Origin of the sequence: Agrococcus terreus, assembly GCF_014645235.1 — a bacterium.
GTDB lineage: Bacteria > Actinomycetota > Actinomycetes > Actinomycetales > Microbacteriaceae > Agrococcus > Agrococcus terreus.
In genome coordinates this window covers 837794-864082 of the sequence record NZ_BMLM01000001.1, presented here as the reverse complement: position 1 = coordinate 864082, position 26289 = coordinate 837794, and the positions used below count along the sequence as shown (strand labels likewise).

17 protein-coding genes are annotated in these 26289 nt (G+C 73.2%); 4 read left to right on the top strand and 13 right to left on the bottom strand.

Going from position 1 to position 26289, the window contains the following annotated elements:
- Positions 1-2: 2 nt before the first annotated feature.
- From IEW90_RS04140 to manA, 5 genes are all read right to left on the bottom strand, one after another.
- The gene (locus IEW90_RS04140) at positions 3-1586 is read right to left on the bottom strand and encodes a DUF5719 family protein (protein WP_188716329.1); all 1584 of its coding nucleotides are present in this window, start codon (positions 1584-1586) and stop codon (positions 3-5) included.
- Positions 1583-4357, bottom strand: a complete 2775-nt coding sequence (locus IEW90_RS04135) for a glycosyltransferase (protein ID WP_188716327.1) — start codon at positions 4355-4357, stop codon at positions 1583-1585. Before IEW90_RS04135 ends, IEW90_RS04140 begins: the two co-directional genes overlap by 4 nt.
- Positions 4358-4422: 65 nt before the next feature.
- Positions 4423-5502, bottom strand: a complete 1080-nt coding sequence (locus IEW90_RS04130) for a glycosyltransferase family 2 protein (RefSeq protein WP_188716325.1) — start codon at positions 5500-5502, stop codon at positions 4423-4425.
- Positions 5503-5513: 11 nt separating this feature from the next.
- Entirely contained in the window at positions 5514-5771 is a 258-nt protein-coding gene (locus tag IEW90_RS04125) for a WhiB family transcriptional regulator (RefSeq protein ID WP_188718017.1), read from the bottom strand.
- Positions 5772-5957: 186 nt separating this feature from the next.
- Entirely contained in the window at positions 5958-7124 is a 1167-nt protein-coding gene (manA, locus tag IEW90_RS04120) for a mannose-6-phosphate isomerase, class I (protein WP_229679477.1), read from the bottom strand.
- Positions 7125-7237: 113 nt separating this feature from the next.
- On the opposite strand from manA, the gene IEW90_RS04115 reads away from it, so the two are divergent.
- Positions 7238-8416, top strand: coding sequence for an acyl-CoA dehydrogenase family protein (locus tag IEW90_RS04115; protein ID WP_188716323.1), 1179 nt, complete (start codon positions 7238-7240; stop codon positions 8414-8416).
- Between the two features lie 12 nt (positions 8417-8428).
- Here IEW90_RS04115 and IEW90_RS04110 read toward each other — a convergent pair whose 3' ends face one another.
- The gene (locus tag IEW90_RS04110; protein WP_188716321.1) at positions 8429-9196 is read right to left on the bottom strand and encodes a polyprenol monophosphomannose synthase; all 768 of its coding nucleotides are present in this window, start codon (positions 9194-9196) and stop codon (positions 8429-8431) included.
- 106 nt (positions 9197-9302) lie between these two features.
- Here IEW90_RS04110 and IEW90_RS04105 point away from each other — a divergent pair, with 106 nt between their 5' ends.
- Positions 9303-10589, top strand: a complete 1287-nt coding sequence (locus tag IEW90_RS04105; RefSeq protein ID WP_188716318.1) for an O-antigen ligase family protein — start codon at positions 9303-9305, stop codon at positions 10587-10589.
- 120 nt (positions 10590-10709) lie between these two features.
- Here the strand turns inward: IEW90_RS04105 and IEW90_RS04100 are convergent, their stop codons facing one another.
- From IEW90_RS04100 to IEW90_RS04080, 5 genes are all read right to left on the bottom strand, one after another.
- Entirely contained in the window at positions 10710-13463 is a 2754-nt protein-coding gene (locus IEW90_RS04100; protein WP_188716316.1) for a hypothetical protein, read from the bottom strand.
- A gap of 123 nt (positions 13464-13586) precedes the next feature.
- Positions 13587-14804 (bottom strand): ABC transporter ATP-binding protein, encoded by a 1218-nt coding sequence (locus tag IEW90_RS04095; RefSeq protein WP_188716314.1) that lies wholly within the window; start codon positions 14802-14804, stop codon positions 13587-13589.
- Positions 14804-15673, bottom strand: coding sequence for an ABC transporter permease (locus tag IEW90_RS04090; protein ID WP_188716312.1), 870 nt, complete (start codon positions 15671-15673; stop codon positions 14804-14806). Before IEW90_RS04090 ends, IEW90_RS04095 begins: the two co-directional genes overlap by 1 nt.
- Positions 15674-15751: 78 nt before the next feature.
- Positions 15752-17827: an acyltransferase family protein gene (locus IEW90_RS04085; protein ID WP_268236812.1), complete on the bottom strand. Its 2076-nt coding sequence runs from the start codon at positions 17825-17827 to the stop codon at positions 15752-15754.
- Positions 17827-19344 (bottom strand): glycosyltransferase family 2 protein, encoded by a 1518-nt coding sequence (locus IEW90_RS04080; protein ID WP_188716307.1) that lies wholly within the window; start codon positions 19342-19344, stop codon positions 17827-17829. Before IEW90_RS04080 ends, IEW90_RS04085 begins: the two co-directional genes overlap by 1 nt.
- A gap of 53 nt (positions 19345-19397) precedes the next feature.
- Here IEW90_RS04080 and IEW90_RS04075 point away from each other — a divergent pair, with 53 nt between their 5' ends.
- Entirely contained in the window at positions 19398-22337 is a 2940-nt protein-coding gene (locus IEW90_RS04075) for a glycosyltransferase (protein ID WP_188716305.1), read from the top strand.
- A gap of 4 nt (positions 22338-22341) precedes the next feature.
- On the opposite strand, the gene IEW90_RS04070 is transcribed toward IEW90_RS04075, so the two are convergent.
- Both IEW90_RS04070 and IEW90_RS04065 read right to left on the bottom strand, forming a co-directional pair.
- Positions 22342-23391, bottom strand: coding sequence for a glycosyltransferase (locus tag IEW90_RS04070; RefSeq protein WP_188716303.1), 1050 nt, complete (start codon positions 23389-23391; stop codon positions 22342-22344).
- Positions 23391-25169, bottom strand: a complete 1779-nt coding sequence (locus tag IEW90_RS04065) for a rhamnan synthesis F family protein (protein ID WP_188716300.1) — start codon at positions 25167-25169, stop codon at positions 23391-23393. Before IEW90_RS04065 ends, IEW90_RS04070 begins: the two co-directional genes overlap by 1 nt.
- On the opposite strand from IEW90_RS04065, the gene IEW90_RS04060 reads away from it, so the two are divergent.
- Complete coding sequence (locus tag IEW90_RS04060; RefSeq protein ID WP_373284707.1) at positions 25125-26237, top strand: glycosyltransferase; 1113 nt, start codon at positions 25125-25127, stop codon at positions 26235-26237. The genes IEW90_RS04065 and IEW90_RS04060 overlap by 45 nt on opposite strands.
- Positions 26238-26289 lie beyond the last annotated feature (52 nt).

Sequence of the window (26289 nt, the reverse complement as noted above, 5' to 3'; positions counted from 1 at the left end):
CGTCAGTGCACGACGCGGATGCCCTCCGCGGTCGGACCCTGCGGGCTCGCGGTGAACCCGCCGACGAGGCCGTCGCCCCGGTAGGCGACGGCGAGCACGACGTCGGCGCCCTCCACGTCGACCGTGCCGGGCGCGACATCGCGCACGATCGCGCCGCCGGCGGGCAGCGCGATCCGCTCGCCGTCGACGACGACCTCCTGCGCCTCGTCGGAGGCGCTCACGACGTGCAGCGTCGGCGACGGCCCCGCGGGCACCGCGATCGCCGAGGCGCCCGAGCGCGGCTGGCCGCCGGCGACCCAGTCCAGGTCGAGCCCGGCGGCGTCGTTGGCGACGGCGCGCGCGCCCGCGACGACCGGGGCGTCGGACTCGATGCGGAGCACGAGGTCGCCGAGCGGGATCTCCTCGAGCGGGAAGTCGGTGACGCGCCCTGCCTCGAGCGTGCCCTCGGAGGTCGTGACGGTGCCGTCCGCGGACCGAAGCTCGACCGTCACGGCGCCGCCCGAGGGCGACAGCAGGCGCAGGACGGGCACGGTGTCGTCGTGGTCGGGCTCGGTCTCGACGCCCGTGGGCGCCTCGATCGCGATGCCGGCGAGCACCGCGGTCGTGAGCGCCTGCACGGGATCGATGACGTCGAAGCCGCCGCGCGCGAGGCCGCGCGTGGTGGTCTGCTGGAGGTGCGCCGCGACGGGCGCGCCGGTCGACGCGACGTGGACGACGGCGTCCTCGACGCCGGGCGCGATCGCCGCGAGGTCGATCGTCTCGACCGCGCCGGGCGCGACGGCGACGCCGCTCGAGCCGACCGACGGCACGGGGCCGTCGGCGCCGTGCACGGTGATGTCGACGCTCGCCGAGACGTCGGAGGCGTTGGCGATCGTGAGCACGGACTGCCGGCCGGTGCGGGTCGAGCCGCCGACGAGCCACTGGTCGAGGCTCGTCTCGGCGCACTCGCTCGCCGCGAAGCCGCGCGCGGCGTCGACGCCGACGTCGAGCGACTGCGCGGCCGAGAGCGTCGAGCTCTCGCCGCGCTGGTCGACGGCGGTGGACGCCTCGGAGCCGTCGGGCGCGACGAGCGCCTCCTCGGCGACCTCTCCGCCGAGGCTGCCGACGGCCACCTGCGGCTGCGCGATCGCGGCACGGGCGAGCGCATCCTGGCCGTCGGCCGTGCCGATGCGCACGGCGGGGCCCGCGCAGACGCGGGACTGCAGCGGCGCGGCCGGCTGGACGAGCGTGGTCGGCGGCTCGGCGCGCACGGCGGCGTCCTCGGGCAGCGCACCCGCGCCGAGCACGGCCGCGGTCGCGACGCCCGCCGCGGCCAGGCCGGCGCCCGCGCGGAGGGCCCAGCGGAGGGCGTCTCGGCGCTGCGGGCCGCGCGCCGCCTCCGCCGCGGAGTTGGCGGCAGCCTCGCGGTCGGTGAGCTCGACGTCGCTCGCGAGGTCGGCGGACGCCGCCTCGACCTCGAGCTCGCGCTGCCGAGCGCGGTGCGCGCGCGGCTCCTCGTCGTCCTCGATCGACGACGCGTCGTCGAACTCCTGCGAGCCGTCGAGCTCGAGCGGGTCCGGGCCCTCAGCCCGATCGCGATCGCTCATCGCCACTCCCCCGTCCCGTCGGTCCTGCGCGTGCGCGTCCGGTCGCCGCGGCGCAGCGACGGCAGCGCTGCGACGACCGCGCCGGCGAGCGCGGCGAGCTGGCCCACCAGGAGCCAGCCGGCCCACGCGGGCCGCTCGGCGGGCGCGCCGACGTCGTCGGCGTCGCGCTGCCACAGCAGGCCCGCCTCGGTCTGGCCGATGGCCTCCAGGTCGCCGCGCGCGTCGAGCGAGCGCTGCGCCCGGTCGTGCACGCCTGCCGCCCCCTCGCGCTCCTGCTCGAGCAGCACGAACCGGATGCGCTGGTCGTCGAGCAGCCGCGCGACGTCGACGTCGCCGCCGGCGGCGAGGTCGACCGCGGCCTGCGCGAGCTCGGCCTCGACCGGATCCGCCGCGGTGCGCACGAGATCGGCCGTCGACAGGTCATCGAGCGTCCGTCCGTCGCCGCGCTCGACGTCGATGGCGATGACGCCCTCCGCGAGCGGGTGCAGGACGAGCACGCCGACGCGCGCGTCCTCGTCGGCAGCCGCGTCGACGAACGCCGGCATCCGGCGCTCGGGCGCGGCGACGACGACCGCGGGCGCGAGGAACGACGTCGCGATGACCGGCACGGATGCGGCGACCGCCGCGATCGCGACGAGCGCGCCGGGCGCGGCCCCACGCCGGTCGTCCACGTCGACGGCGACCACCGCGAGCGCGACGAGCGCCGCGAGCACGAGCGAGGCACCGGATCCGGCCCACACCGTCGCCGGCTCGCCCTCGAGGCTCGTCAGCGCGAGGCGCGTCGCGCCCACGGCGGTCGCGTAGCCCGCGAGCAGCAGCACGAGCCATGGCCAGGCTCGGCCGGGCCGCAGCACCACGCCCGCGAGCGCCGCGGCGGCGAGCGGCACGAGGAGCCCGAGGGCGACCCATGCCGCATCGGTCCCGGGCGCGAGCGCGGCGACGACGGCCTCGAGGCCGGCCATCGTGCCCTCCGGCGCGAGCAGCGCGGCCTCCACGGCGGTCGGCGCGTCGCCCGGCCGGGGCACGCCCGGGTCCGCGAGCGCCGCGAGCGGGACGCCGGCGAGCCAGCGGTCGACCGCGACCGGCACGACGAGCGCCGCCGCGGGCACCGCCGCGGCGAGCGGGCGGAGCGGGCTGCGCCAGCCGAGCGCGACGGCGAGCACGAGCAGCACGACGAGCGCGGGCAGCAGCACGGGCGCCGAAGCGGCGACGAGCGCGACCGGGATCGCCGCCGCGCCGGCGGCGCGCCAGGAGCGGTGGGCGGCGAGCATGCCGGCCACGGCGAGCGGCAGCGCGAGGTGGGCGACGATCGGCCCGACGCGGCCCTCGACGATCGCGGCGAGGAGCGTCGGTGCGAGCGCCCAGACGGCGGCCGCGACCGCGGGCGCCCACCGCGAGGCCGTGAGCCGCCGCACCGCGAAGAAGGCCGTCACGGATGCGATCGCGGGCGCGAGCATGAGCAGCAGCACGATGCTCGTCGACGGCTGCCACGGCGTCAGCGTGCCGAGCAGGGCGAGCACGATGGCGAAGGCGTCGGCGGGGCCGACGACCGCGCCGAGCGCGTCCCGCGGGCCGGCGAGCGCGTTGGTCCACAGCTCGGCGGGCGTGCCCGAGAGCGGCAGCAGCGCGCCGCCGGTCGCGCGGGCGGCGCCGATGAGCTGCGGCGAGAGGACGATGCCGACGACGACGGCGAGCGCGGTCACCCACAGGCCCGCGCCCTCGACGAAGCCGACGCGCTCGTCGACCGGATGCTGGGCGCGGACGGGGTCGCCGAGCGCCCGGCGCCCGGAGCGCACCTGCCGCCAGCGGATCCGCAGCGGCCGCAGCGTGCGCCAGCCGGCCTCGCGCGCGGCGGCGATCCTGCGTCGGGCGCGAGCGGTGGCACCGAACGAGACGACGGAGGCGAGGGTCGCGCGCCACTCCGCCAGCACCGCTGCGGGCCGCTTGGCGAGCAGGTGCAGGAGGCTGCGCACGACCGCGAGCGGCAGCAGGAGGAGCCAGTGCGCGACGAGCGCGACGGGGTGCGCGTACGCGAGCCGGCGGTGCAGCTGCGCGCGGCGGGCGACGGCGACGCGCTGGGCGTCGCTCACCGAGCGCGCCTGGAAGTGCTCGGGCCCGCCGGCGCGGCGCACGCGGGCGCGAGGCTCGACCGCGACCCGATGGCCGGCGAGGCGCGCGCGCACGCCGAGGTCGAGGCCGGCGTCGATCGATCGCAGAGCGGGGTCGAAGCCGCCGAGGGCATCGAACGCGTCGCGGCGCACGAGCACGCCCGTCTCGGCGACGCCGAGCACGTCCGACACGTCGTCGTGCTGGCCCTGGTCGAGCTCGCCCTCGTGCAGCAGGATGCTCCGGCCGAACGGCGTCATCGTCTGCCCGAGCTCGGCGAAGCGGTCCGGCTCGTCGGCGCGCATCACCTTCGGGCCGACGAGCGCGACGCTCGGATGCGCGTCGACGTGGCCGAGGAGCGCCTGCAGCGCGCGGGGGTGGGGCGCCGCGTCGTGGGCGAGCAGCCACAGCCAGTCGCCCGGCTCCGCCTCGGGCAGCGCCGCGACGCCGCGCGCGACGAGCGTGCCGTACGGCAGGCGCCGCTCGTGGAGCACGGTGCGCGCCGCCGAGGCCTCGAGGAGCTCGCGCGAGCCGTCGCGCGAGCCGCCGTCGACCGCGATCACGCGCTCGGGCGCGACGGTCTGCGCAGCGACCGCGGCGAGGGTCGCGGGCAGGGCGGCTGCACCGTCGCTGACGGCGAGCACGGCGAAGACCCTCGGGAGCACCCGGCAAGGCTAGGTGCGCGACGGGCGACGCCTCCGCCTTGAGGGCGGTGTGCCGCCCAACGGGATCAGCGGCGCACCCGCCGCACCAGCGCGGTGGCCGCCCGCCTCGCACCACGGGCGATGCGCTGCGGCGTCAGCACCCGGCGCTCGGCCGCCTGCCGACGCTCGATCTCCCGCACCACCTGGGCGTGGAAGGCCTCGTCGACGTCGTGCACGGCGCGCTCCTGCGCGAGCATCCTCTCGACCTCGTCGAGGTCGAACGGCTCGTCGCGCGCGGGATCGACCGCATCCGCGAGCCGATCCCGCAGGACCGGCTTGAGCCTCCCCAGGCGCTCCGCGAGCCGCTCGTCCCGCACGAAGCCGTCGCCGAAGCCCGAGTCGTCGAGCGGCGTGCGAGCGAGGTAGAAGGGCAGCAGCACGCCGGCCTTCCACCTGCGCCAGTCGCGCATGCCGTGATGGTTGGGGCTGGGGTCGAGGGACGGTGAGGCCTCGTAGCCGCGGCCCATGTTGACCGTCTTGCGCTCGAACTGCGTCCATGACCGCCACGGCACGTGCAGCACCTCGAGGCCGAACGCATCGGGCGCGGCACCGCGCTGGGGCGTCGTGACGGCGTGGTTGCCCTGCGAGACCTCGACGCGCGGGTCGGCCGCATGCACGGCGTTGCTCGAGGGATGCGCGTGCACCCCGGCCGCGAGCAGCTGCTCGGGCGTCCGCTCGTCGCGCCAGCGCATCCGCGTCATGAGCCCCGAGCCGCTGCGCGCGGTCGGCCCCACGAGGTTCCGCACCGGCACGGGGAACCACCCGATCCGCGGCGACGCCTCTGCCAGCGCCTCGGCGACGGTGCGGTCGCCCGCGAGCACGAACTCGTCGGCGTCGCCGTTGATGACCCAGTCGGCGCCGAGCTCGGTCGCGGCGCGGCGCGCCATCCGCGTGACGACCTCTGCCTGCTGCTTGCGGTGCTCGGGGTCGTCCAGCACCGTGATCGGGGCGACGCGCGCGTAGTCGGACAGGATCTCGCGGGTGCCGTCGACGGATGCGTTGTCGGTCACCAGGATGTGGTCCACGCCCTCGGCGAGGTGGTGCTCGATCGTGGCCGCGATCACGTCCGCCTCGTCGCGGACCATCATCGTCAGGACGACGCGCACTCGGGGGCTCCCTAGGCGCGCTTGCGCAGCTTGCGGCGCTCGCGCTCGGAGAGCCCGCCCCAGATGCCGAAGCGCTCGTCGTTCTCGAGCGCGTACTCGAGGCACTGCTGCCGCACGTCGCACGAGTCGCAGATGCGCTTGGCGTCGCGGGTCGAGCCGCCCTTCTCGGGGAAGAACGCCTCCGGGTCGGTCTCGGCGCAGAGCGCGTCGGCCTGCCACCCGAGCGGCTGGTCGGCGGTCTCGGAGCGCACGCCCGGCACGCCGAGCATGACGGGGTCGACGAACCAGTCGCCCGGCACGCCCCGATGCAGCGGGCTGCGGGTCTCGTCCGCGGCCGACGTGCTGCGCTGCAGTCCCTCTCGCATGGCGTTCCCCCGGGTTCTGCGGGCCCCCGGCCGGGCCCCGCGTTGCGACAATTACACCGGTGTGATTCGCCTCGCGTCAAGTCGGGGATCCTAGGAGTGTCGCCCCGCATCCCCGGGATTGTCGGGTCGCGCGGGCGTGTCGCGCTCGAGCGCGATCCACGCGTCCCGCGCCGCGATCTCCGCGGTGCCGTCGGCGTCGATCCACGCGGCGCCGGCGGGCGCGAGCTCGTGCCTCGCCCCCTCGAGCTCGACGGACGCTCCGGAGATCGCGAGCACGACGCCGCGGAGCCGACGGCCGGGCTCGCCGAGGCGGTGCAGGCCGCGCACCCGGCGCAGCTCGAAGGGAGCCTCGGGCCGATACGCGGTCGCGCCGTCCAGCTCGAGCGACGGCAGCCTCGGATCCGCGAGCGTGGACCGGTCGACGACCGCCAGCAGCTCCGGCACGTCGACGTGCTTCGGCGTCAGTCCGCCGCGCAGCACGTTGTCGCTCGGGCCCATCAGCTCGATCCCGAGGCCCTCGAGGTAGGCGTGCAGGTTGCCCGCGGGCAGGTACAGCGCCTCCCCGGGCTCGAGCCGCACCCGATGCATGAGCAGCGCGACCAGCAGTCCGGCGTCGCCGGGGTGCGTCGCGGCGATGCGCGCGATCGTGTCGGCGTCCCGCGGATGCTGCGCAGCGATGGCGGGTCCGGCGCCGGTCGCCGCGCCGACCGCGTCCGCGACGTCGGGAGCGCCCGATAGCAGCCACTCGAGCGCATCGCCCGCCCGCAGGCGAGCCGCGGCGGGTGCCACCCGCGCGTCGACCGCGGCGAGGGCGTCGAGCACCTCCAGCGCCAGCGCCGGATCCCGGAAGCCGCACAGCGCCTCGAACGGGGTGACCGCGACGATGAGCTCGGGCTTGGCGAAGGGATCGCGGTAGGAGCGGTGCGGCGCGTCCCGCGGGATCCCGGCGGCGTCCTCCCGCGCGAAGCCGGCGCGAGCGCGCACGTCGTCCGGGTGCGCCTGCAGGGACAGCGGCTCGGCGGCGGCCAGCACCTTGAGCAGCAGCGCGGGCTGCGGCCGGCGCTCCGCCGCGATCGCCTCGTCGAGCCCGGCGCCGCGATGCGGGCCGCCCACGACGCGGGCGGGACAGCCCGGATGCGCACCCAGCCACACCTCGGCCTCCGGCCCGCCCGAGGGCTCGGACCCGAGGTAGTCGGCGATGAGCGACGTGCTGCCCCAGGCGTAGGAGCGCGGCGCGTTGGCGATGGGCACGAACATGCCGTCGGCTCCTTCCGTTCGCTTGGCTCCACCGTACCAACGGGCGGGCGGCCGCCTGCCCGCGGCCCTACGCTGACGCGGGACGGCCGACGACGGCCGGGAGACGAGGAGCAATGGAGTTCACGCCGCTCGCGAGCGACTTCTACGGGTTCGCCGCCGACCTCACCGAGGCCGAGCGGGCATCGCTCGCCGAGGTGCGCGCCTTCATGGAGGAGCGGGTCGCGCCCGAGATCCAGGAGCACTGGCACCGCGACGCGTTCCCCGAGCACCTGATCCCCGGCATCGCCGCGCTCGGCGTGGTGGGCCCCGGCTGGGCCGAGACGGCGCGCTTCGAGAACTCCGCCGTCTACCGCGGCTGGGTGGCGCTGGAGATGAGCCGCGTCGACGCCTCGATCTCGACCTTCGTCGGTGTGCAGAACGGCCTGGTCGCGGGGTCCATCGGCGTCGCCGGGAGCCCCGAGCAGCGCGCCGAGTGGCTGCCGCGCCTCGCCGACTGCTCGACGATCGGCGCCTTCGGCCTCACCGAGCCGCTCTCCGGCTCCGACTCCGCGCAGGGGCTGCTCACGACCGCCCGGCGCGAGGGCGACGAGTGGGTGCTCGACGGCGCGAAGCGCTGGATCGGCAACGCGACCCACGCCGATGTCGTCGTCATCTGGGCGAAGGACGTCGAGGACGGCCAGGTGAAGGGCTTCATCGTGCCGACGACCTCGCCCGGCTTCCGCGCGACCCGGATCGAGCGCAAGATCTCGCTCCGCATGGTGCAGAACGCCGACATCGAGCTCGAGGGCGTGCGCGTGCCGGAGTCGCTGCGGCTGCAGGGCGCGTCGAGCTTCCGCGACACCGCCCGCGTGCTGCGGCTCACGCGCGCAGAGGTGGCCTGGAGCGCCGTCGGCGTCATGGTCGGCGCGTACGAGGCGGCCGTCCGCTACACCTCCGAGCGCGTGCAGTTCGGCCAGCCGATCGCCGGCCACCAGCTCGTGCAGGACCTGCTCGCCAAGTCGCTCGGGCACATCACGGCGTCGATCGCGCTGTGCGTGCAGGTCTCGCGCATGCTCGACCAGGGCCGGCAGGAGGATGCGCACTCGGCGCTCGCGAAGGCCTTCACGACGGCGCGGATGCGCGAGGTCGTCGCCTGGTGCCGCGAGGTGTGCGGCGGCAACGGCATCGTCACCGACTACGACGTCGCGCGCTTCTTCGCCGATGCCGAGGCGCTCTACACCTACGAGGGGACCGCGCAGATGAACGCGCTGATCGTCGGAAGGGCGATCACCGGGCGCTCGGCCTTCGCCTGACGGCCCGGTCCCTCAGCGCGGCGCCGCCTGTCCCAGCGCGAGCGGACGGCGCCAGCCGCGCAGGGCCCGGACGCCGCGGCCGACGCCCCAGCCCGTCACCTGGACGAGCGCCTCGCGCACGATGCCGGGTGTCATCTTCGAGACCCCGACCTCGCGCTCTCGGAACAGGATCGGCACCTCCGCGACGACGGCGCCCGCGTCCTGGGCGCGCCGCGTCATGTCGATCTGGAAGCAGTAGCCCTGGCTCCGCACCTCCTCGAGCGGGATGGCGCGCAGGAGCTCCGCCGAGTACGCGCGGCAGCCGGCCGTCATGTCGCGCACCCCGGAGCCGAGCATCGCCATGGCGTAGAGGTTGCCGAGCCGGGAGATCGCCTCGCGATGCCACGGCCAGTCGACGATGCCGCCCCCGCGCACCCAGCGCGAGCCGATCACGAGGTCGGCGGGGCCGTCCGGGCCGAGCAGCTCGACCATGCGCGGCACGGCCTCAGCCGGGTGCGAGCCGTCGGCGTCGAACTCGACGACGACGTCGGCGCCGCGCTCGAGCGCGAGCAGCATGCCGTCGACGTACGCGGCGCCCAGCCCCTGCTTCGCAGGGCGGTGCAGCACCGAGACGCGGGGGTCGGCGGCGGCCATCGCGTCGGCGAGCGCGCCGGTGCCGTCGGGGCTCGCGTCGTCGATCACGACGACCTCGACGTTGGGGGCCGCGGCGAGCAGCCGGTCCATGGTCACGGGCAGGGCGTCGCGCTCGTTGTACGTAGGCACGAGGACGACGACGCGCATGTGGTTCCAGTCCTGTCGGCGGCGGCAGCGCATCATCTTCGCACACCGACCTCCGGGCGTCCCCCGGTTGGGCGCTCCGGGGGCAGGGGCGTGGGAGCATGGTCCGGTGCCGAGCCAGACCCGCAGGACCGTCCTCGCGACGTGGATCCTCGCGAACGCCGCCTGCGGCGACATGGTGCGGAACATCATCGGCTACCCGGCCTGGGGCGCCGTGGTGCTCGCGACCTTCGTCTGGGTCGCGGTCGAGCTCGTGCTGCTGCGCGTCCGGCTCTGGCGCCTGCCGGTGCCGCTCGTGGCCTTCGCGGCCCTTGCGCTCGTGTCGGCCGCCTGGGCGATCTCGCCGCTGTGGTCGCTCGTCGGCACCCTCATCCTCGTCGGCACCATGGCCTCCGCGGTGCTCGTCGCCTCGCTCCCCTACCGCACGATCCTCGACATCGCCCACTGGGTCATGCAGGGGCTCGTCGCCGGCTCGCTGCTGTTCGAGCTGTGGGTCGCGCTCGTGCTGCGGCGGCCGCTGTTCCCGCTCTGGGCCGACTACCCGGCCGACGTGAGCGCCGAGCTCCACTGGTCGAGCGGCGCGATCCTGGCGGGAGGCCGCATCTCGGGCCTCATGGGCAACGCGAACCTGCTGGGCATGGTCGCGCTCTTCGCGCTCATCATCGCCGGCTGCCGGACGGCCGCGCGCATCGACCGCCTGTGGCCGCTGTGGATGGGGCTGCCGCTGCTCACGCAGGCCCTCACCCGCAGCGCCACCGTGCTGTTCGCCACGGCGATGGTCGCGGTGCTCGCCTTCCTCGTCATCGCGTGGGTGCGCTGGCGCGGCGCCGTCTTCTACCGGATCTTCGGCGTCGCGATCGCGGCGGGCCTCGTGTGCGTCGGCCTCATCGTGGGCGGCTGGGAGCACGTCACCGAGTTCCTCGGCCGCGACGCCGACATGACCGGCCGCTTCGACATCTGGGAGCGGGTCATCGCGCTCGGCCTCACGAGCCCCGTCGTCGGCGTGGGCTACCTCGGCTACTGGATCCCGTGGGTGCCGCCCTTCGACTCCCTCGGCGAGCTGCACGGCATGGTCTACCTGCAGGCGCACGACGTCTGGCTCGACGTGTTCATGCAGCTCGGCATCGTGGGCGTGCTCGTGTGGGGCGCCATCCAGTACCGTGCCGTCTCCAACTCGCTGGGCGCGCTCTACCGCGCGGCCCCCGGGACGCACGCGCTCAACGCCATCCCGCTGCTGCTGTGGGTCGCGCTCTTCGTCCAGGGGCTCGCGGAGTCGCGCCCCTGGATCGAGATCGGGATGCTGTTCCTCACGATCTTCGCCATCGGCCCGCTGCGGCGGCAGATCGCGCCGCGCGCGCCCAGCACGGAGGCGATCACCACGACCGCCGCCGGCTGATCGGGCTCCCGGCTGCCCATCGAGCGAAGGGAGCCCGCCAGCAGCGTCTTGGTGCGCGCTCATCCGATCGGCTGCGCAGGGCGCCCTAGGGAGGCGCCCCGCGCAGCCGGGCACGCGAGATCAGCGTGCCGGGATGGCGCTCAGCATCGTCTGGTCGACGACCGGGGCGAAGCTCCCGGTCGGAACCGACGACACGCGCGTGCGGCTCCCTCCCGCGACGAGCCACGCCTGTCCCGACGTATCGCGGATGTACTGCGACATCCAACCGGCGACGGGAACCTTGCCGCACAGCGTCGATGAGACCTCTGCGAAGCGGTCGCCGTACTCGAGAGCCGTCCGCCAGGGGAAGCGCATCAGGCGCTGGTCCACGGCGGCGTAGGCGATGCCGCCGCAGGAGATGAGCGTCGACTGCAGCGATCCGGAGCGGTTGGAGACCTGGATCGCCTCGATGGGCACGCCCGTCGGACGGTGAGCGAATCCCAGCTCCCACATGACGGTCGAGTTCGTCGTGAGCAGTCGACCCTGGTCGACCATGTACGACACCGCCTGCCCGTGGCCCTGCACGTGCGAGCCGGTGTACCAGTACGGCGTCACCATCGGCCCGCGCGGCAGCAGGTACAGCGTCGTGCCGCTGATGCTCGCACGTGCGACGCCCGACGCCGCCGCGATGCGGTCCGCCGTCCTCGCGGTGTCGATGGGCCGTCGCACCCCCGCCTCGATGAGCCAGAGCGCGCCGGCCGGGTCCGTGACCACCGGTCCGGTCTGCACCCCGCTCTGACGCAGGAGCCGGCAGACGTCGGCGGGCAGCGTCTCGTAGGTGAAGCGCCACGCGTCGCGCGACGACGCGCTCGAGAAGCCCACCAGCCGTCCGCCGCTGCCGAGGGCCGAGGTGCCTTCGCACGTCACCCCCGGGTCGTCGAGGACCGGCCCGACAGGAGGCAGGCCATTGCGCACCGAGCGCGACACCGTGGTGGCCTCTGTGCTGAGACCGAGCTGTGCGAGGGAGGCGATCGAGTCGACCCGGATCGTCGTGCTGCGCGACGTCAGGAGCAGCTGTCCGCTGAGCTCGTCGCGGAGGAGGCTGCCCGCGGCGAAGTCCGAGTGCTCGGGAATCCAGCTCAGGTATCCGGGCGCGCCGCGGTGGATCGTCGACGACAGCCCCCGTTGGCTCGCCTGTGCGGGGACCTGGGCGACCGCGATCGGCTGCCGCTTGCCGCCGGTGATGAGCCAGGCCGTGCTCGAACCCACCTCTGCCTGGAAGTGATCGCGCGCGGACGTCGCGCCCGCTTGCGGGACGCCACGCAACGCCGGGTAGGCCAGATCCGTGAAGAAGGCGTCACCGCCGTACTGGTCCTCGGAGACCTGCAGGACACCGCGGTCGGTGACGATCCATGCGGTGTCGCCGTAGTCGATGCGGTTGGGCAGCGCGGTCGCCTCGGCGCGACCGGCCGCGAGCGACTGCTCCGATGCGACCGCGAATCCTGCGAACGCGCTCAGCCGAGCCTGGCCCGCGTCGAGCGCCACGATCGTGCCGTTGCCGCCGCCCATGAGCGCCTGCGTCCGTCCCGCGTCGCGCACACCCCAGCCGGGCGCGAGGAGCGGCGGGCCGATCCGCAGGTGGTCGAGCGCTCCCGGCGACATCCAGGAATTGGTGTAGGACATCCCCATCGCTCCCAAGACGGCAGTGTCGGCGACCTCGCGCCTCTCGCCGCCGGCGACCTGCCACCAGGCCCCCTCCCATCCGACGAGGTCGTTGAGCCGCCCGCCGTCCTGGAGACCGTCGAGGATCCCGGCGCTCACCGTCGGGCCACCGCACCGGTAGCCCCACGCCTCCATCTGTGCGCATGAGGAGAACTGGAAGCGCTTGCTCTCGTCGACGAAGAACGTTCGGCCGTCGGACGATCGCAGGACTCGGCTCAGCTCGCCGCCATCGCGAGTCGTGCCGAGCCATGCGCGCGAGACGGCCTGCACCGAGGAGAGGCGTGAAAACTCCCCGACCAGGGCGGTGGACGTGAAGCGGAAGCGAGTGCTGCCATCGATCAGGTAGTGCTCCGACGTGCCATCGACCCGGACGAGCGGGCCGACGCCGGTCGGGGACCCGAACCAATCGGTCCACATCCGCCAGAAGTTGCGGTTGCCGTACGCCGAGCAGGCGTCGCCGGTGCCGTACAGGTTCCGCAGCGCGGACGCGTTCGGCTGGTACGGCGTGTAGTTGTACAGGCCCGCTGTCGCCTGGTTGCGGATGAACACCTGGCTCGACCCGCAGTCCGCGTTCGGGTTGTAGAGCACCCGATTGACATGGCCGGCCCGGTGCTGGTAGTTCGTGGGATGCTCCGCGTAGCGCTGGAACTGTCGCGCGGCGTAGTAGATCTGATAGAAGAACCCTCCGAAGCTCGCGTCGCACGGAGCGGTGTCAGGGCACGCGAAGCCCGTGGCCCGCTCATACCGGACCGGCGACGGCGCTGTCAGCGTCACGAGGCTCTGCTCCTTCTGGAGCAGGACCAGGAGCACCTTCGGACTGATGTCGCAGGCACGCGCGACGTGGTAGATGATCGCCGCCGCCGATTGATCGGTGCGCTGCGGCATGGATGAGCAGTAGAGGCTCGCCGGCATCTGCGGCGTGTGCTGCGAGTAGTCCTTCAAGCAGGTGTAGCCGCGCTCGCATGCGCGGACCTGGGAGTCGAGGAACGACTGGATCTGCGCGCCGCCCATCGCGAGGCCGTCGAAGAACTGCTCATCGCTGATGATGAAGCCGGGGTCGAAGTCGCTCGCCACCGCCGCCTCCGCTCGACTGGCGGGCGGAACGGCGACGAGCGCCGCGGCGACGGTGACGAGAGCGAGCAGCAGGGCGAGCGAGGCTCGAGCGAGGCGCATGGCGGTCCGATGATCGTTCGGCAAGGACCTGCCCAGGCTAGCGAACCCTGAAGCATCGCTCGAGGGTTTCCGGCGCCGGATTCCGGTTCGGCGTGTCGTCGAGGAGCGCTCAGCGACGCTGGTTCAGGAGCGGGGAGCGCTCAGACCCATCTTTAGGCCGTCGAACGCGGACGGCACGTAGACCAGCGAGCGAGCGGTCCACTGATCACCTCGCCGGAGCTTGATCGGACATGCTTCGCGCAGATCATCGGCGGGCACAGGGCTCCCCTGCTCGCGCAGCTCAGCATTGACGTGGTAGTCGCCCGATGCGAACGGCAGCGACGACACCTCGATCTCGAGGGATCCGAACCCCGGCTCGAGCACGTCCGGGATCCACTTGCGGTCGATGCCGTTGATGCGGAACATGTTGAGCTGATGCGCATTCACGACCGACGCCGAGAACACCGGACGGTTGATGCGTTCCTTCGCCTCGAAGTCGAGGCGCAGCCGCACCGGCTCGTCCGGCGCGAACTCGTCGCGCGGGAGCCCATCTGCGCCGAGGACCTGGATCCTCGTGAAGATCGCCTCACCGGAACCGCGGCGCTTGCCTCCGCCAGGCAGTTCGATCACGGGCTCGCCGGAGCCTGCGTACTGGTCGACGACCTCCGCGGCCGTGCCCACCGACTGCAGCTCGCCTTCCTGCAGCCACGCGGCGCGATCGCAGAACGTCCGCATCGTGCCCATCGAGTGCGACACGACCACGACCGTCTTGCCCTCCTCCTTGAGCTCGTCGAACTTGCTGAGGCACTTGGCTTGGAAGTCCTTGTCGCCGACGGCGAGCACCTCGTCGACGAGCATGAGCTCCGGCTGGGTATGGATCGCGACCGAGAAGCCGAGCCGCACGTACATGCCGCTCGAGTAGTTCTTCACCGGATGGTCGATGAAGCGCTCGACACCCGCGAAGTCGATGATCGAGTCGAGCTTGCGGTCGATCTCCCGATCGCTCATGCCCAGAATCGCTCCGTTGAGGTACACGTTCTCGCGACCCGACAGCTCAGGGTGGAAGCCGGAGCCCACCTCGAGCATGGCCGCCATGCGGCCTCGCGTGGTGATGGACCCCTCGTTCGGCTGCAGGATGCCGGCGATGCACTTCAGGAGCGTCGACTTGCCGGAGCCGTTGAGGCCGAGCAGTCCGAACGTCAGGCCCTTCGGCACCTCGAGGGACACGTCGCGCAGCGCCCAGAACTCCTCGTACTTCGCGCGACCGCCCTTGAGCACGGTCGCCTTGATCGACTGGTTGCGGTCGTGGTAGACGCGGAAGGTCTTCGAGACGTTCCGCACCTCGACGGCGTTGTCGGTCATCAGAGCTCCTCCACGATCTTCGCCTGGTAGCGCGAGTAGACGAACAGACCCACCACGAGCGCGCCGATGGACCACAGCGCCAGCGAGAGCATGATCTGCCACTCGGGGAACGCGAAGTCGTAGACGACGCGCCGGTAGGCGGTGAGGAACTGGTACACCGGGTTCGCCTCGAAGAGCGCCAGCAGCGGGATCGGCGCGCCGAGGAGGGTGTGCCCACCGGCGTCGAGGCTCGCCTGCGCGGCCTCCACGGTAGTCCTGGGGATCATGATGCCCGAGGCGTAGAAGAAGATCTGCGTCAAGATGCCCCAGAAGTGCTCCAGGTCGCGGAAGTAGACGATCCCGATCGCCAGGACGAGGCCGATCCCGTAGATGAACATGGCGGTGAGCGCGAGGAGCGGGACCAGCATCCAGATGCGCAGCAGGATCTCCCAGCCGCCCAGGACGCCGCAGATGATGGCCACGACGAGGATCTCGGTCAGGTACGTGATCCCCTTGGCGAGCACCTTCGACGCGGGAAGGGTCCAGCGGGGCAGCGACACCTTCTTCAGCAGCCCCTGATAGCTCAGGAACGACTGCATCGCCTCGCGGATGCCGCCGTTGATGAAGCCCCACGTCACGATCCCGACGCCGAGCCACAGCGCGAACAGATGGATCCCCGAGTTGATGCCTGGCTCGGGCTCCGCGCCGAAGATCACGCCGAAGACCACGCCGTAGATCGCGATCTGCGCGAGCGGATTGATCAGCGACCAGAGCCGTCCGAGCGCCGTGCGCTTGTACTCCGAGCGCACCTCCCGAAGGGTGAGGTTCTTGAGCAGGTTGACGGTGATCGTCCGCGATCCCGATCGCTCGCGCTCCAAGCCCGCAGTCATGCTCCTCCAGTCGGCCGGCCCGCCAGGGCCGGCGATGCACTGCCCTGGATGATACCTGCGGAGTCCCTGTGGCTCACGTCAACCGGCCGCGGTCGCGATGCGCTCGACCAGCGTCGGCCCCGCGGAGCGCATGTAGGTGGCGGTGACATGGCCGACTGCATCGCGGTACACCAGAACGCCGCCGATGGCGGCAGGGCACGAGTCTCCGCTGCAGTAGAGGTCGGCGACCTCCACCAGCTCAGCTCCCTCCACGCGCTCGCTCGCAGCGACGAGGGGGTCGACCGGCTGCATCGCCTCCTCGCGCGGCGTGGAGCAGTCGTCCTCCCTCGGGTCGAAGCCCACGCGAGCGACGCACGCGAGCGCCTCCTCGCTGACGGTCGGGGCGTCGCCGACCACCACGACGCGAGAACCTCCCGCCGCCGCGCGAGACCACGCCTCGGCGTAGGCATCGACGGCACCGGACCCGGAGTCCGACCATCGCGCCGCGGTCGTGATGATGACGTCGTAGTCGCCGCTGCTGACACGCGCGGACGCCTCGTCCATGACCGCTGCGCAGTCGCTGGACGGATCCGGGACCCTCCACTGGCAGCCGTAGCCGATGAAGGTGTCGAGGCTCCACCCCAGCTCCTCGAGCTCCGGCTCGATGGCAGGCATGAGCATCGCGGCATGGCTGTCGCCGATGATCGCGACGCGGCGCGCGTCCGCCGCGTCGCTGCCGAGCGAGCAGGTCTCGAGCTCGGTGCCTTCCTCCCGCCAGCAGGCGTACGCGTCGCCCGTGTCCTGGGTGAGGCGATCGGGGCTGGGCGTGACGAGCCCCGTGAGGTCGTCAGGTCCGCAGCCGTTCGCGAGCGCCCCGTAGCCGACGCACGACGCCACCGCGACGTCGCCCGGCTGCGCCTCGGCCGGCGGGGTCGCGAGGCGGATGCCCGTGGCCGCGATCGCCACCACGACGAGCGCCGCGACAGCCGCCGACGCCCCGGCGATGCGAGGCGTCCAGCGCCAGGTCGGCGTCAGCCATGCGGAGCGGCGAGCCGGGTCCTCGATCCAGCGGTAGCTCGCCGCTGCGAGGACGACGGTGACGGCGACTGCGCCGACGAGGAACCAGCCCGAGTCCTGCGCGACGAAGGCTGCGCCGAGGACGATGACCGGGAAGTGCCAGAGGTAGAGCGAGTACGAGATGTCGCCCACGGAGTTCGCGAGACGGTTGGTGAGCAGGACGTTGACCCGCTCGTAGCGCTCGCCTCCGGTCAAGCCGGCTGCCAGGACCAGCGCGGTCGACAGCACCGGCAGCAGGCCGCTCGGTGCCGGGAACCCGGGCGACGGCACGACCACGAGGAAGGACATGAGGATGCCCGCGGTGCCCACCAGACCAGCCCAGGGCGCGATCGCGGCAGGGATGCGTCGAGAGGAGTGCTGCGCGACGATCGCGACGATCGCACCGACGCCGAGCTCCCAGGCACGCGAGATCGTCGAGAAGTAGGCGAAGGCCTCGTCGGCGCGCGTCTCCCACATCGCCCACGCGAACGAGGCGACCGTGATGAGCGAAGCGGCGCCGAGCACGATCGCGCCACGCCCGGCACGTCCGATGGCTGCGCGACCTGCCGCCCAGAGCACCAGCACGATGATGATCGGCCACACCACGTAGAACTGCTCCTCGACCGACAGCGACCAGTAGTGCTGGATCGGCGAGGGAGCCTGTCCGGCGGCGAAGTAGTCGGTGCCGACGGTAGCCAGCCGCCAGTTCACCGAGAAGAGCGCGGCGAAGACGGAATCGATGGCAGCCTCGACCGCGCGCGTGCGCGGCAGCACGAAGGCGCCGATCAGGACGGTCACGAGCAGGACGGTGAGCGCGGCGGGCATCAGCCGCTTGATGCGCCTGCGGTAGAAGCTAGAGAACGAGATCCGACCCGTGCGGTCGTGCTCGCGCAGGAGCAGCCCCGTGATGAGGAAGCCCGAGATGACGAAGAACACGTCGACGCCCACGAATCCGCCGATGGGCCATCCGGAGGCGTGGTTGGCGATGACGCTCACGACCGCGAGCATCCGCAGGCCCTGGATGTCACGGCGCGGGCCCTCGCGTGCGACCTCGGCCGCGCGCGGTCGCTGCGGCCGAGCCGGAGCTGGGGCCGTCGAGGTGTCGGTGGAGCGCGGCATCAGCGGCCGAGACGCCGACGCGCGATACGGGCGGCCGAGCGCGCCGCGGCGGCGAGGTGCCGCGGCCTGGTCTCGCGAGCGATCACCAGCACGTGGCGCGGCCGGACGCGGGCGGCGACGCGCAGGAGCTCGCGAGCGCCGCCGCGTCGCACGCGCGCGAGCGCCTCGCGCGTCGCAGTGACGGCCGACTGCAGCGTCTCCGCGGGAAGTGCCTCCACGGCGCGCAGCCGCAGCTCCTCGACCGGGATGTCGTCCTCGATCGCCAGGAGGTGCAGCTCCCTGCGCGTGAACGCCTGGTCCACGATGCCGGCACGATGCATCCGCTGGGCGAGCGCGTGCAGCCGCCCCACGTGCCCCTCGTCGGCCGTGCCGTTCGCGATGGGCGCCAGGCATGCGGTGCGGACGAGGTCGGCGAGCGCCTCGTGCGAGCCGGGGTCCGACTCGACGCTCGCGCGGATCAGGGTCTCGACGTCGATCCGCTCGAGCGCCTCCGCCATCGCGACGCCCGGCTCGCCGAGGATGAGGCGCGCGAGCTCCCACTGGCGCTTCGCGACGAGGCCGTAGGCGAGCCGCGGTCGGAGCGGCAGGCGGTCGCGGGCTCGCTGAGGAGCTGCGGTGACCAGCTCCACCAGGAGATCGCGGACCTCCTCGAACTCGTCGCCGTCGGACTCGATGGCGACCACGCCGTGCGCCCAGATGTCGAACTCGAGGATGCCCGCGAAGTACTGCTCGAGCACCCGCTCGTCAGCGAGCCGCCGAACCGGCTCCAGGCAGGCGAGCTCCTGCCGGAAATGATCCAGGAGCGGTCCCGGCTGGTGCTTCGACCATGTCATCGACGTCCGCCCGATGCGGCGACGGTAGGCGTAGACGGGCTCGGGGATGACGTCGAACGCGAATGCGCAGTACGCGTGCGTCATCGCCTGGATGTCGTTCGAGCGCCGCGAGTCGGCGAAGGCGAGGCCAGCGGCGTGCCAGGAGCTCCGGCGGATGATGCGGTTCCAGCACACCCGGTCGCGCAGGAAGCGGGGCTCGTCGAGCAGCGTGATACCGGCCCGCACACCGCGGTAGAGCGGCACCGAGCGATCCCGCGACGTGATCTGCTGCGGCTCCATGACGAGATGGTTGCCGATGACCATCTCCGAGCCCGAGGCCCTCGCCTGCTCGACCAGCATACGGTACGCCCCGGACGGGATGATGTCGTCCCCGTCGGCGAACGCGAGGAACTCACCCCGAGCCATGGCGATCGCGTGGTTCCGCGCCTGCGCGCCGCCGATGCCGGGGTTCGGGAGGATCCGGAACCGCGGGTCGTCCGCAGCCGCCTCCTCGAAGCGCTCGACGGTGTCGTCCGTCGAGCCGTCGTCGACGACGAGGACCTCGATGTCGGAGAGCGTCTGGCCCTTGAGCGATTCCACGGTTTGCGGGATCCACTCCCCCACGTTCTTCGTGGGGATGATCACCGAGACGGTCGGCCCGTCGACGCCGTCGGCGCCGCGCGGTTGGAACGTGCTCTGGCTCAAGAGGACTCCCTACAATTGTCCGGTATCCCGCCCCCGACCGATGGAGCAATCCCTTGTCGATCCCCTCGACGCACGAGCAGAGCGACCGGCCGCTGATCTCGATCATCGTACCCGTGTACAACGTCGAGGCAGTGCTCGGCGAGCTGCTCGACTCGATGCTCGCGCAGACTTGGGACCAGTGGGAGGCGGTGCTGGTCATCGATGGATCGCCCGACGGCTCGGAGGCGGTCGCACGCTCCTACCAGGCGCGCGATGCGCGCTTCCGAGTCGTCTCGACGGAGAACGGCGGGATCGGTCGAGCGCGCAACATCGGCCTCGACCACGCGACGGGCTCGCTCGTTGCGTTCTGCGACGCCGACGACGTCCTCATCCCGACGGCGCTCGAGATCCTCGTCACCGCGCTGCACGGGTCGAGCGCCGACATGGCGACCGGCATCGGCACGGACTTCTTCCCCGACGGCCGCCGGGCGCGCTACTGGACGATGCGCGGGGAGCAGTTCTCGCGCGGCTGGGGCAGCTACCGCCTCGCCGACATGCCGTCGCTGCTCGAGGACCACGTGGTGTGGGCGAAGCTGTTCCGGCGCGAGCTCCTGGATCGGATCGGCCTGCGCTTCCCCGAGGGCATCCACTGCGAGGACATCGCGCCGATGCTTCGCCTGCAGCTCGCCGCCGAGACCATCGCGGTGGTCCCGCGCGAGGTCTACCTGCACCGCCGCCACGAGGCGACGGTGAGCGCCGATTACTTGCGGCCCTCCACGCTCGGCGACTGGGTCGACCAGGCGATCGCGACCATCGATCTCGTCGAGGCCCATGGCGACAGAGCAGCGACCGTGCACTACGTGGCGAGCCACACGCTCGGGCAGTGGTGGACGCGAGCCGAGCTGGTCCACCTGGTCGAGGACTCGTCGCTCCTCGCGGGCGTCGAGCGCCTCGCCGCCCGGATGGTCGAGGTGCTCGGCAACGACGTCGACGAGCTGGATCCCGTGCGCGGCGCCGCGCTCGAGGCCTTCGCCGCCGGGGTCGCGACGCGCCGCTGGGGAGAGCTGCGCGCGGCGCTGGCCGGCCTCGGGGACGAGGAGCGCAGGGCGTGGGAGGGCAGGGAAGCGGTGATCGCGAGCCCGCTCGCGAACCCGACCCCGCGCACTGCCTCGGTGACGGCCGTCGCAGCGCTGCGTGCCGCCGAGCTCCTCGTGGACGAGGAGCCGATCGAAGCGCGCCTGGCGGCCGAGATGCTGGTCTCCCGCGTCGTCGCGCCGATCGCCTTCGGCCTGCTCGACGACGTCGAGCTGCTCGCCGACGCCGAGCGTGCCATCGCCGCGCTGCCGAGCGAGGCGCTCACTGGCGTCGCCGTCCCCGCCGCGCCGGATCGCGCGGCCCGGGGCGAAGGCGCTAGGCGGGCGCGAGCGCTGATCGACCGCCTCCGAGTCCGCGAGGCGCGCGTGACCAGCGTGCGCCTCGAGCACCGCGGCCTCGTGCTGCGCGGCGTCGCGGACCTCGGCCGGCCGCTGAGCGCCGCCGACGGCTTGAGCGTCGTGGTCCGATCGTCCGACGGCACGGTGCGCCACTCGGCGCCCGCGTGGGCGACGCCGAGCGCCAGCGATGCTGCCCTCACCGCCTTCAGCGCGCCGCTGCCGAGCGACGCTCGCCTCAGCGGCCGGACGCTGCGGGCGTGGTTGCGGCGCGACCGTCGCCAGCGCGGCTCCATCGAGCTTCCCCTCGTCGCGGACACCGCTCCGGACGCTCTCGCGATCGAGGACGCGATCGACGGCCAGCGGGTCGAGGTGGTCTTCGAGGGCGCCACGCCCCTGCGATGGACCACGACGCGGCGCGCCTCCGACGTCGAGGTCGCGCCGCGGCCGGAGCGCGAGCATCGCCGGGTCTATTCGTTCCCCAACTGGGGTGAGAACCCGTACGTTGCCATCCTCCAGCTGGCTGCGCGCGGGGCGGGGATCGCGTTCCCCGGCTCGGAGAAGCCGGATGCGCTGATCGGCGACCTGGAGAAGCCCAGCGCCGAGGGCGTCGTGCACATCCAGTGGACGAGCCCGTTCACGGAGCGCGCCCGGGATCAGGCGCACGCGGACGAGACGGTCGACCGCGTGCTCGCCGCCATCGACGTCGCGCGCGCGCACGGGCGTCCCATCCTGTGGACGATCCACAACGTCCTGCCTCACGATTCTCGGTTCCGCGACACCGCCATCCGCTTGCACCGGGGCCTCGCTGCCCGCGCCGATCTGATCCACACGCTCGGCTCGACCGCGCAGGAGGCGATCGGCGACCTCTACACGCTGCCGGCCGAGAAGGTGCGCGTCCTGCCGCACTCGAGCTACGCGGGCATCTACGGCGCGCGTCTCGACCGCTCGAGCGCGCGGGTCGAGATCGGCGCAGGAGCAGCGACCACCCAGGCGCTCTTCTTCGGGCAGATCCGCCCCTACAAGGGCATCGAGCACCTCTTCGAGGCCGCTCGGCGCCTCCATGGCAGTGCGACCCCCATCGAGGTGCTGCTCGCGGGCAAGCCGGCCCCCAAGGTGCGCGACGAGGTCGAGCGGTTCGTCGACTCGGAGGTGGAGGTCACGGCCGCGCTGCGCTACCTCGAGGACGACGAGATCGCTGCGTGGTTCTCTGCCGCCGACGTCGCCGTGCTCCCCTACCGCAACATCCTCAACTCGGGGACGATGCACCTCGCGGCCACCTATGGGCTGCCCGTGATGCTCCCCGACGAGCACACCATCACCGCAGACTACGGCGACCAGACCTGGATCCGCTTCTTCGACACCGAGGACCCCGCGAGCTCCATCGCCGAGCTGCTCGCCTCCGGCTGGTACCGGGACCCTGCGGTCCGCGAGGCCGCGCTCGCCTACGCGCGCGAGCGGTCGCCGTACCGCATGGGACAGGGGTACCTGGCGCTGCTCGATGAGGTCGAGCAGGTCGCGGCACCTCGGCGAGCAGACCAGCCGCACATCTCGGCATGGCGCCGCCTCCTCAGGCGGCGGTGAGCGCTCAGGACACGAGCGCCTCGTGCAGGAGCTCTCGGTAGGCGTCTCCGGCGTCCTCGCCGGTCCAGGTTGACGCGAAGGCGATGGCGGACGCCCGGGCCGCCGCATCATCCACACGAACCGCCTCGAGCGCCGCGCGGAGTCCGTCCGCGCCGCTGAACAGCGTCACCCAGTCGTGGGCACCGAGGTCAGCGAGATGCGGCTCGTCCGGCAGCAGCACCGGCGTGCCGAAGGTCGCTGCGAGCAGCGCGCTGCCCGAGTTGAGGATGCGGCGATACGGCAGCGCCACGACGTCGGCCGCTGCGAACCAGCGGGGCAGCTCCGCATCGTCGATGTAGCGCAGCTGACAGACCGCTCGGAGGCCGGGCCGCGCCGCGATCGCGGCCTCGATCGCCGCGGCCTCGTCGGGCGTCGCGTTGCCCGCGAGCAGCAGCGTCAGACCGCCGGGACGGTGCGCGGCGCCCGCTGCGTCGATGAGCTCGAGCACGCCCTTGTACGGCCGCATCTGCCCGAGCAGCAGCACCGCCGCCTCCCTCGCTCCGAGGCCGAGGCGCGCGCGCTCGACCTCTCGGTCTGCTCGGGGTCCGACGGCGCCCACGTAGCTCGGGTGCGGCACGAGGCGCACGCGGTCGTCCGGCAGGCGGTAGTGCGGCGCCGTGAGCGCGGCGGTGTCGGGGTGCATCACGTGGATCCGGTCGGCTTGGGCGGCGAGCAGGCGGTGGAGCCAGCGCTCGATGCGCGGGAACCGGGCGCCATGCGGGAGCACGTTGTGCACGGTCCACACCACGTGCGCCCCCGCGGCCTTCGCCGATCGCAGGATGCGTCGGAACTGCAGCGCGTTCCGCACCGCGATCGCCGGATTCCGGGTCGACTGCGCGACCGGGTTGGTCCAGTGGACGCTGAGCACGGTGGACTCGGGCCGCACCGCGAGGGCGGCCGCCAGCTCGTCGAGCGTGCGGGTGTCGACGATCTCGGCGCCGTCGCGCTTAGCACCCGACAGCAGCATCCCGAGGAAGGGGTTCTCGCGGTAGGCCGGGAAGACGACGACGCGCATCAGCCGCGCCTCCTCAGCGTGCGCCGCGCGCTCCGCGCGAGCCGCCCGGGCGCCCGTCCCGCGATGCGCGCCGCTCGGACCGCCGCGCCGGAGGCGAAGGCCGCGGCGCGCGTTGCCACCGCGGCCAGCAGCACCTGCTGCCTGGACGTGCCAGGCACGTCGCGCAGGATCTCCTGGAGCTTCCACTCGAGCACCTGGTGCGACTCGGCTGCGAGCTCGGGCGTGGTCACCGTGCGCACCGCGAAGCCCTCGCCGATGGCCGCGTAGGCGAACAGCCGCTCGACGACGTGGGCGGCGCCGCCGTCGCGGTAGCCGGACTCATCGGGGAAGTCGCGCCAGCCTAGGCGGTCGACGAGCGGCGCGAGCGCCGCCGGCCGCGCAGCGAACATCGAGCCGTACGGCGCGAGCGGCGAGCCCTCGTCGAAGGGCACGTCGATGCTGAGCCGGCTCGCCATGCGCTCGGCGGCGGGGCGGTTGCCGAACCACGCGCGACCGAGCGTGGGGTAGCCCACGTGGATCTGCGGCGGCATGGCCATGCCGAGCTCTGGCTCGTCGAGGAACAGCTGCAGCATGCCGTCGAGCGAGCCCGTGATGCTGCCGAGCGCATGCCGCTGGAACCGCTCGGCGCGCGCGATGGGATCCTGCGGCGACCGCTTCGAGTGCAGCTTGAGCACGACGTCGTACGCGAACCGCCCGCCCGCGTCCGGCCGCAGCAGATCGGCGCAGCCGAGGAGGAACGCCGAGATGTCGCGGCCGCGATTCGACGCCACGACGCGGACCTCGATCCGCTCGAGCCCCTGCAACCGCGGCGCCTCGGTCTCGAGCCGGCGCTCGATATCGGCCTTCGAGGCCTCGGAGCCGGTGGTCACGATCCAGTCCCACCCTGTGGGCATCCCGCGCAGCGCGCTCCCGATCTCGGCCAGGGCGTCCGGATAGAAGACGTGCGAGAGCACGCCGAGGCGCACCGGCCCGCTGAGCCTCCCGACGCCGACCGGGATCGCCATCCCGCCGACCGCCGTGTGCACCTGCCGCGGCGGGGCGGCCAGGCGCAGGTCCTCCGGCAGGATGCCCTGCCACGCGCTGCCGCGCAGCGACCGGGCGGCGGAGCGGCTGTCGAGCGCCTGCTCCTCGAGCTCGAGCGGATCCGCGGTGAGCAGCACCCGCTCCACGAAGCCGGCCGTGCCGGGCGACTCGAGGCTCGCGCGGACCGACCGCTCCCCTGTCTCCGCGAGCGCGGCGACGCTGCGGCCCGCCGCCTCGAGCGCGCCGACGAGGTCATGCATGCCGAGCGCGCCGCGGTCGTCGCGCGCGCTTCGCCACCACTGGGCCCACGCCGCGTCGTCGAGCACGGCGCGCGACGCCCAGAGCCACGGCGAGGGCTCGAGCGGCTGCCGGGGCGCCGTCGGGACGAGCACCCATGCGTCCGGTCGCGATCCGGAGGGGTCCTGCGCTCGACCGGGATCCCGGTGATCGCCGATCGGATAGCGCTCGGTGTCGGTCACGAGCGCCGCCCCGGCATCGCGCATCTCCGCGTCGACGGCAGTGAGGCCGGCGGCGAGCAGCGCGATCGCGGTCGGCCCCGGAGCCACCACCACTCGGTCGGCGATCGCCTCGGCGCGCTGGCGCCCGGCGTCCGAGAGGCCGTCGGCGACGAGCACCACCCGGTCGACCATGCCGCGCAGCTGCTCGGCGATCAGCGCGACGCGTGCACCGACGTCGCCGCGCGGGTCTCGGTGCGCGACGATCGCGATGCGGGGGGCGTCGACGTCGGGGCTCATCGCGCCCAGCGTATCCGGGCCGTGTCGGAGCACCGTCGGACCGGCCCCGGACCACGCCCGCCGATAGGCTCGGAGGTCGGACGACGCCCGTCGGACCGAAGCAGCACGGAGGCACTCCTGAGCGACATCCAGTCCGGCGCACGCGCCGACCGCCCTGTGGTGGCCGTGCTGATGGCGACCTACGACGGGGCTGCCTTCGTGGAGGAGCAGCTGCGCACGATCCTCGACCAGGACGGCGTGGACGTCCGAGTCGTGGTCTCGGACGACGGCTCCACGGATGGGACCCTCGGCGTCGTCGAGGCGATGGACGATCCGCGGATCGTCGTGCTGCCCCCGCTCCGGTCGGGCTCGGCCTCCGCGAACTTCCTGCGGCTCGTCCGCGATGCGGACGTCGCGGGGGCGACCGCCGTCGCGTTCGCCGACCAGGACGACCGCTGGCATCGCGACCGGCTCGCACGACAGCTCGCGCTCATCGCCCGACACGATGTCGACGCCGTCTCGTCGAGCGTCACGGCCTTCTGGACGCGCGCGGACGGGTCGGAGCGCACCGACTACGTGGGCAAGTCGGACCCGCAGACGCAGCTCGACTTTCTGCTCGAATCCGCCGGCCCGGGGTGCACCTTCGTGCTCACCGCCGCCGCGTTCACCATGGTCCGCGAGGTGGTGCGATCCCACCCGCTCGTCGACGCGCGGGTCCCCCACGACTGGACGGTCTACGCCATCGCCCGCGCGACGGGCAGGCGTTGGCGGATCGATCCGGAGCCGACGCTCGACTACCGGCAGCACGGCGGCAACGTGACGGGGGCGAACCGCGGCCTCGGCGCGGTGCTCACCCGCGTCCGCCGCCTCGCCAACGGCGACTACCGCTCGCAGTGCGCGGCCGTCGCCAGGCTCGCGGCGTCGCTCGCGCAGCCACCGCTCCAGCAGCGGCTCGAGCGCGTCGCACCGCTCTTCGAGCGTAGCGATCGGGGATCGCGCGCGGCGCTGCGTCGGCTCGCGCCCGAGCTGCGCCGGGAGCCGTCGGAGCGGCGGCTGCTCTCGATCGCTCTCGCGCTGGGCCTCTGGTAGCGGCGCACCCGCCTACACTGGTGGGCCGTGCGTCGGCGAGCCGACGCGGAAG